The sequence below is a fragment of the Flavobacterium franklandianum genome, from assembly GCF_007097365.1.
GTDB classification, from domain to species: domain Bacteria; phylum Bacteroidota; class Bacteroidia; order Flavobacteriales; family Flavobacteriaceae; genus Flavobacterium; species Flavobacterium franklandianum.
Map to the genome: position 1 here is coordinate 1 of NZ_VJZR01000031.1, position 7,650 is coordinate 7,650.

General features: G+C 36.6%; 5 protein-coding genes. 1 reads left to right on the top strand and 4 read right to left on the bottom strand.

Features of this window, described 5'->3' with window-relative positions; translation table 11 throughout:
* Positions 1-167: 167 nt before the first annotated feature.
* Entirely contained in the window at positions 168-998 is an 831-nt protein-coding gene (locus FNW17_RS16025) for an O-methyltransferase (RefSeq protein ID WP_144072190.1), read from the bottom strand.
* A gap of 215 nt (positions 999-1,213) precedes the next feature.
* Between FNW17_RS16025 and FNW17_RS16030 the strand changes: the two genes are divergently transcribed.
* Positions 1,214-2,758, top strand: coding sequence for an SDR family NAD(P)-dependent oxidoreductase (locus tag FNW17_RS16030; protein ID WP_235893299.1), 1,545 nt, complete (start codon positions 1,214-1,216; stop codon positions 2,756-2,758).
* Between the two features lie 101 nt (positions 2,759-2,859).
* Here FNW17_RS16030 and FNW17_RS16035 read toward each other — a convergent pair whose 3' ends face one another.
* From FNW17_RS16035 to FNW17_RS16045, 3 genes are all read right to left on the bottom strand, one after another.
* Positions 2,860-3,309 carry an FKBP-type peptidyl-prolyl cis-trans isomerase gene (locus tag FNW17_RS16035; RefSeq protein ID WP_143390966.1) on the bottom strand — a complete coding sequence of 150 codons (450 nt, stop codon included), beginning with the start codon at positions 3,307-3,309 and terminating at the stop codon, positions 2,860-2,862.
* A gap of 331 nt (positions 3,310-3,640) precedes the next feature.
* Positions 3,641-5,503, bottom strand: coding sequence for an ABC-F family ATP-binding cassette domain-containing protein (locus tag FNW17_RS16040; RefSeq protein WP_143390965.1), 1,863 nt, complete (start codon positions 5,501-5,503; stop codon positions 3,641-3,643).
* Between the two features lie 97 nt (positions 5,504-5,600).
* Positions 5,601-7,451, bottom strand: coding sequence for a CocE/NonD family hydrolase (locus tag FNW17_RS16045; RefSeq protein ID WP_144072191.1), 1,851 nt, complete (start codon positions 7,449-7,451; stop codon positions 5,601-5,603).
* Positions 7,452-7,650: the final 199 nt, after the last annotated feature.

The window sequence follows — 7,650 nt, forward strand, 5'->3', positions numbered from 1 at the left end:
GGTATTTTGAAGAAAAATTATTCGATAGGCTAGTAATAGCAAGCATTACAGGGTTATGACTAAAAACGGACAATCAAGTTATTAATTCGAGAAAATGACGGTCAGCAATGATCGTCATTTTTTTTATGTCCCAATCTATTGGACTATTTAATAAATATTAAAAGGTATTATATGCGAATTACAAAATGCTCTTTGGGTTGTTCTCGTCTAAAGAAAACCAATCCCCATTGAAAAGTGTCGATGGTTACAGTTACTCTTGGATGATTTTTTATTTGTTCCCAAGCTTCTTCCATTTCGGACGACCAATGAATGTCGTCGAAAATCCAAAGTGTTTCATTACAAATTGTATGTAATAAAAACTCAAAATATTCTAAAGTCGCAGTTTTAGAATGATTGCCATCGAAGTAAATGAGGTTAGTAGTTAGAAGTTGGAAGTTGGAAGTGGTGAAGTATGTTGAAAATTCGGTTACAACAGATTTTACATTTTTGAAATTGTCCCTCGACTGCGCTCGGGATGACAGTTTTGCTAATTGCAATTGGGCAATTTTTGCCGTTTCTGGACAACCTTCCAATGTTGTGATGGAAGCTTTTGGGTTTCCCAAAGCCAAGGCAGAAGTGGCTAATCCCAACGAAGTGCCAATTTCTAAAATCGTCGTTGGCTGAAAATAATTTGTAATTCGAAACAATAATTCGGCACGTTTTGAACTAATTCCAGCCGTTTTGGCAATCTTGCCAATTTGCCTTGTATTCGATTTAAAAACTTTGGAACCTGCTCCAAAATCAGTTACTTCAATCGTGTTTTTGTTTTCTAGAAGTGAATTTCTATACTCTTTTAAAATAGCATATTGCTTCGCCTGTTCGCTCCCGATCGGGTCAGGTTTTGGTTTCTTGTCATAAAAACATTTGGTAATCAAATTAAACACAAATGGCGAATGCACGGCGTGTTCGTTTTTGGAATTCCAAAGGAATTTGAGGTAGGATTTGATTTGGAATAGCATAGAGATTATATCGCAAAGAAAATGCGAAGATACACAGAGATTATTTAAATTTTAGAAAACTAAAAACTAAACTTTGCGATTATCTGGGATTACTCTGTGAATCTTTGTGAAACAACTTTTATTAAAATGCTAAATTGAATAGTACCCAAAATTTAAAACTACATTTGCAACCTTGGTATTTTTGCTAATAAAAATACCTCTTTTTTATAATGATGATGGAAGCAACAGAAAATAAAACCACCCTAACTTCGGAAGAAATTGACCGATGTATTGCTATTTTGGCACAATTAAATACGGATACGGATCAAATATTTGATATTCCAAAAGAACAGCGAATCGCTTTAATCAAAGCCGCCGGACAATTTTCGCGTCCCGACAGAGATGAATTTGCGAAGCGAAAAAAAGATGGAAAAGCTGTAGCCAAACGCAAACAGGAAAAGAAAGATAGAACGGCTCGCAAAGAAACTGGAATTCGTTCGGCTCGGGAAGCAAGTATTTTTGTTGCACCAAAATTATTGGCTTCGCACGATTTGGAACACAAAGAACAACTGGAACTAGAAACGCCTAGAAATTGCTATGTCTGCAAAACAGAGTTCACGAAAATGCACCATTTTTATGATTCAATGTGTTCCGATTGTGGTGATTATAATTATGCCAAACGTTTTCAAACCGCTGATGTCAACGGACAAATTGCTGTGATTACAGGTTCTCGTTTGAAGATTGGGTATCACATTACATTGATGCTTTTGCGTGGTGGAGCTATGGTTATTGCTACGACTCGTTTTCCAGTGGATTCGGCTTTGCGATTTGCTAAAGAAGCTGATTTTATGGAATGGGGACATCGCCTGAAAATTCACGGATTGGATTTACGACATATTCCGAGTGTAGAAATCTTCTGCAATTTCATCGAACAAAAATACGGTCGATTGGATATTCTGATTAATAATGCGGCGCAAACCGTGAGAAGACCTGCTGGGTTTTATACCCATTTGATGGAAAACGAAGAGCGTCCAATACGTTCTTTACCAAAAGTAGCCCAAGAATTATTATTGGATCATACGAATTGTTTGGACGAATTGAAAGTGTTGACCACTGGTTTTTCGTCGAATGAAAATATGCCAGTGACTTGGCACGGACCCGAACCAGGCATTGGTTTGCGGGCTTCCGCCAAATTATCGCAGATTCCCTATTCGTTTGACAATGCATTGGTCGCACAAGAAGTTTTTCCGGAAGGGGAACTCGATGCCGATTTGCAGCAAGTCGATTTGCGAAAAGTAAACAGCTGGCGATTGAAATTAGGTCAGATAGAAACCACCGAAATGATTGAAGTGCAATTGGTCAATTCGGTAGCGCCTTTTGTGTTGTGCAACCGTCTTTCGGAAGTGATGAAGAAAGACAATACGGGCAAAAAGCACATCATCAATGTTTCGGCTATGGAAGGGAAGTTTTACCGAGATTTCAAGGAAGACCGACATCCGCATACCAATATGGCGAAAGCAGCCTTGAATATGCTGACACATACTGCAGCAGGAACTTTGGCCAAAGACGGCATTTTTATGAACGCCGTTGATACCGGTTGGGTAACCGACGAAGATCCCGCAGCATTAGCCAAAAGAAAACAGGAAGAACAAGATTTTCAACCGCCTTTGGATATTGTGGATGGTGCTGCACGAGTTATGGATCCTTTGTTTGACGGAATCAATACAGGAAAACATTGGTGCGGAAAGTTCTTGAAAGATTATAATCCGATTGCTTGGTAGGCCTTCTAACCCCAGATAGAGGAAATTAGCTATAAGTAAAAAACCACAACAAAATAGATTTTGCTGTGGTTTTTTTGTTGCTGTTGCGCTGCAAAGTTCTCTTAATTTACTGAAATTAATTTCACATCAAAAATAAGGACAGAACCTCCAGGAATTGGACCTTTTGAACTACTTCCATACCCTAAATGAGCTGGTATCAACAACATTCCGTTTCCTCCCGTTTTAAAATAGGGAATTCCTTCTGTCCAGCCTTTTATCACTTCATTCAAACCAAACGAAACCCCTGCGGCACTGCTTTGATCAAAAACAGTTCCATTAGTAAAATAGCCTTTATAAGCCACGGTTACATTTGATGTTGCTGTGGGTTGTGTTCCTGTTCCCGGTTCGTTAATTATGTAATACAAACCCGTAATGCTTCGTTGCGCAGTTAAATTGTTTTTGGCAATATAGTCTTTGATTTCTTGCTCGTTTTTGGCAACATAATCTACATTGTCTTTTGAACAAGAAATAAAAAACGTCAAGATAAGTAGTGCGGATAAAAAGTTTTTCATTGTAACTGTTTTTGTTAAAGCGCAAATATAGTAAAAATTGTTAGGGAACAAATTCTGATTTTACAAAATGAAAAACGACAACATAATTAGATTTTGTTGTCGTTATTTATAGGCACAAGCGTGACGCTTGCGTTAGCGGCAGAAGTAGGAATTATTAAATCCAATCCTTTTTATTGAAAATAATCCAAAGGAATATTAATTAATAAATCGCCTGAAATGTAGTTCTTGGGTAATTTCCTTTGTGGTTTGTGGTCACAAGCACGACGCTTGAGCCTGATCGGAGCATTACTACTAAACTATTGGTGTTTATTATTCATATTACACAAAGATTCTATCCCTCTATCTTCGCACTCAATTCAAACCATCTTTCTTCTCGATCTTCAATTTTATTGTTGATGTTTTCCAGTTCTTTGGCTTTGGCAGAAATATCCGCATCGGCTACTTTTCCTTCGGAGAAAAGTTGTTCGATTTTGGCTTTATCTATTTCCAAATCCTTCATTTCTCGCTCGATTTTTTGGAATTCTTTTTGCTCGTTGAAGGTTAAATTTCCGGTTGGATTGTTTTGTTTCCAGTCTTTCTTTTCGGTTTTGTTGTCTTCTTTTTGGGCCACATCGGCACTGTCTTCATAGGATCTAAAATCGGAGTAGTTTCCGGGGAACGTTTCGATTTCGCCTTGGCCTCTAAAAACAAATAATTGATCCACAATTTTGTCCATAAAATAACGGTCGTGCGATACCACAAGCAAACATCCCGGATAATCCATCAAGAAACTTTCTAAGACGTTTAGGGTTACAATATCCAAATCATTGGTTGGTTCATCCAGAATCAAGAAGTTCGGATTTTGGATTAAAACCGTACACAAATACAGTCGTTTTAACTCGCCACCGCTCAGTTTTTCTACATAATCGTATTGTTTTTTGGAGTCAAAAAGAAAACGCTCTAACAATTGCGAAGCCGAAATCAATCTCCCTTTTGTCAACGGAATAAATTCACCGTATTCCTTGATAACATCAATCACACGTTGGCCGGGTTTTGGGTTGATTCCGCTTTGGGTGTAATAGCCAATTTTGATGGTTTCACCAACGACCACTTTTCCAGAATCCAAAGGAATGGTTCCTGTCAACAAATTCAAGAAAGTCGATTTTCCAGTTCCATTTTTCCCAATGATTCCAATGCGTTCGCCCCGTTGAAAATCAAAACTGAAATTATCCAAAATCACGTGATCCTTGAATTTCTTAGAAATTTTGTGAAGCTCGATAATCTTGCTTCCCATTCGTTCCATATTGATTTCGAGCTCCACTTTATTTTCGCGACGGCGACTTTGCGCTTTTTCCTTGATCACATAAAAATCATCCTGACGCGATTTCGATTTAGTTGTTCTCGCTTTTGGCTGGCGTCGCATCCATTCCAATTCTTTGGTGAACAAGTTTTGGGCTTTGTCCACACTCGAATTTTCGGAAGCGATTCGCTCTTCTTTTTTCTCTAAATAATAAGAGTAATTTCCTTTGTATTGGTATATTTTTCCGTTGTCCAATTCGATGATTTCGTTGCAAACGCGTTCCAAGAAGAAACGGTCGTGCGTCACCATAAACAGCGTAATGTTTTCTTTGGCAAAATAACTTTCCAACCATTCGATCATCTCCAAATCCAAGTGATTCGTAGGTTCATCCAGAATTAACAAGTCAGGACGGTTAATCAAAATAATGGCTAGTGACAATCTTTTTTTCTGTCCACCCGAAAGGTTTTTTACTTTCAATTTGAAATCTTCCAATTTCAATTTGAACAATATTTGTTTGAATTGAGTTTCAAAATCCCAAGCATTGTGCTGGTCCATTCCGTCGAAAGCTTTTTGGTAGGCATCTTCGTCTTCGGGGTTTTCCAAAGCTTTTTCGTAGGCTTCAATGGCCTTCAAACTCTCGTTATCCGAAGCGAAAATACTTTCTTCAATCGTCAGTTCGTCTTGTAATTTATTGTCTTGCGAAAGAAAAGCCATTCGAATGCTTTTTCGAATCACGACTTGCCCAGTATCAGGTTCGTCAAAACCATTGATAATGTTCATTATGGTGGTTTTTCCCGAACCGTTTTTGGCTATGAAGGCAATTTTTTGGTCTTTGTTGATTCCAAAAGATATGTTTTCAAAAAGGACACGTTCTCCAAAAGATTTAGAGATGTTTTCGACTGATAAATAATTCATAATTTAATTTAGAAATGCAAAAATAGTTTATTGTAAGTGATGATACACTATTTTAATGTCAAATAAAAAGCTGCCAATTCTGACAGCTTTTTGATGCTTATTTTATGATGTCAACCTCTACATAACTATCATCGAAAATTTTAATGAATGCTTTGGTGTAATCTTCCTTTTTAGCTAGATAAGGATTTTCTAGAAAATTTTGAGGATTAACAGCAACTAACGGATACCAGGTACTCTGAATTTGTATCTGAATTTTATGTCCTTTTTTGAAGGTGTGTAAAACATCTTGTAATCTAAAATTCACTTCGGTAGTTTTATCTGGCGTCAGTGGTTCCGGTTTTTCAAAACTGTTTCTAAAACGAGCCGGCATTACTTCACTTCTCACCATCTGATGATAATTAGCATACAGCACATTTGGTTTATCTTTATTTTGCGGTTCATCGGCAGGATAAATATCAATTAGTTTTACCACAAAATCGGCATCCGTTGCTGTTGTCGCTATTTTTAGTTTTGCCATAATTTCGCCAGCTAGCGTAACGTCAGCCGTTAAATAATCAGTTGTAAAACTTACTACATCTGGTCTACTCAATGCAAATCGTTGGTCTTCACTCATATAATTTCGTGGCGTGAAGCCATTGTATTCGGCATAATTAATGCTACTCGGCACAGGCTTGTTTGGGTCGCTGTAATATTCAGAAAAAGAACTGTTTGTGGATTTTTCAGACGCTAACTTACCATTGGAATTGAAATAGAAATTGAATTTTGAACTTTCTTTTGGTGGCCAACTCGCAAATTCTTTCCATTCTTTTTTGCCTGTATCAAACATATAAGCTTCGGGAAGTGCTACAGCATCTTTTGATTTTTCTTTTAAATAATGATTGAAGAATTTGTATTCCATATTTTTTTGATAAAATGTTGCAATGCTATCTCCAAAATAAATATCGTTATGATAGTGTTTTCCGGATTCATAAGACCAACCCCCGTGAGAAAAAGGTCCCATGACAATAGTGTTTTTTGCTTTCGGATTGTTTTTTTCAATAGTTTTATAAATATTGAGCGCACCAGCTAAATCTTCGGCATCAAACCATCCGCCAACAGTCAAAACAGCATGGTTTATTCCTTTTAGATGGGGTAGTAAATTTCGAGATTGCCAAAATTCATCATAACTAGGGTGGCTAACCATTTCTTGCATGAAAAAGTTATTTGGGTAATGTTTATCAACTCCTTCTTTTAGTGTGCCAATTTCATTGTAAAAAATCGAACCGTCTTTGGAAGTACTTTTGATCATTTGGTCTGAATACCAATCCTTAGTTTCAGCTTTTGTTTTTTGAACACCAAAAACAGGAAAAGTTTTAAAATATCCCATTGAAAAAGCTCCATTGTGATGAAAATCATCAAAAAAGAAATCAGAGACTGGAGCTTGTGGAGACGAAGCAACTAATGCCGGATGATTCGCTAAGGTTCCAGCGGCTGTATAAAACCCAGGGTAAGAAGTACCGTATTGTCCTATTTTTCCGTTATTATTTGTAACATTTTTGACTAACCAATCTATTGTGTCGTACGTATCGGTGCTTTCGTCAACATCTTTTTTAGTTTTATTGATAACTTGAGGTGTCATATTTGTAAAAACGCCTTCACTCATATATCGACCTCTTACGTCTTGGTAAACAAAAATATACTTGTCTTTTTGCAAGAAATCATTTGGGCCTAAATGTTTTTGGAATTTTTCTTCTCCGTAAGGCGCAATACTATAACAGGTTCTCTCCATTAAAATGGGATATTTTTTGTCTTTCGAAATGTCTTTTGGAGTGTAAATGGCCGTAAATAATTTCGTTCCATCACGCATGCTGATATAAACTTCCTTTTTGTCATAAGTTGTCTTAGTATCCTCTTGAGAAAAAAGAGATACCGATAATAAAAGTGCAATGGTTGTAAGGATATATTTCATAATGATTTATTTATGGTCGAAGATAATACGTTTTTCTTAAAATTGACATTTATTACTGGTGCGTTAATTTTCTTTTTTTGTTTGTAATGTATTGATTTATATAAGGATATAGACGTTCTTTTATTTTTTGATTTGATTTGAAAGTTTATGATTTTACATTTAAAAGTGTAAAATTATGAATTCAGGTAAATATATTTTC

Coding starts and splice junctions, on each gene's coding strand:
- FNW17_RS16025 (WP_144072190.1), bottom strand. CDS start 998: ATGCTATTCCAAATCAAATCCTACCTCAAATTCCTTTGGAATTCCAAA.
- FNW17_RS16030 (WP_235893299.1), top strand. CDS start 1,214: ATGGAAGCAACAGAAAATAAAACCACCCTAACTTCGGAAGAAATTGAC.
- FNW17_RS16035 (WP_143390966.1), bottom strand. CDS start 3,309: ATGAAAAACTTTTTATCCGCACTACTTATCTTGACGTTTTTTATTTCT.
- FNW17_RS16040 (WP_143390965.1), bottom strand. CDS start 5,503: ATGAATTATTTATCAGTCGAAAACATCTCTAAATCTTTTGGAGAACGT.
- FNW17_RS16045 (WP_144072191.1), bottom strand. CDS start 7,451: ATGAAATATATCCTTACAACCATTGCACTTTTATTATCGGTATCTCTT.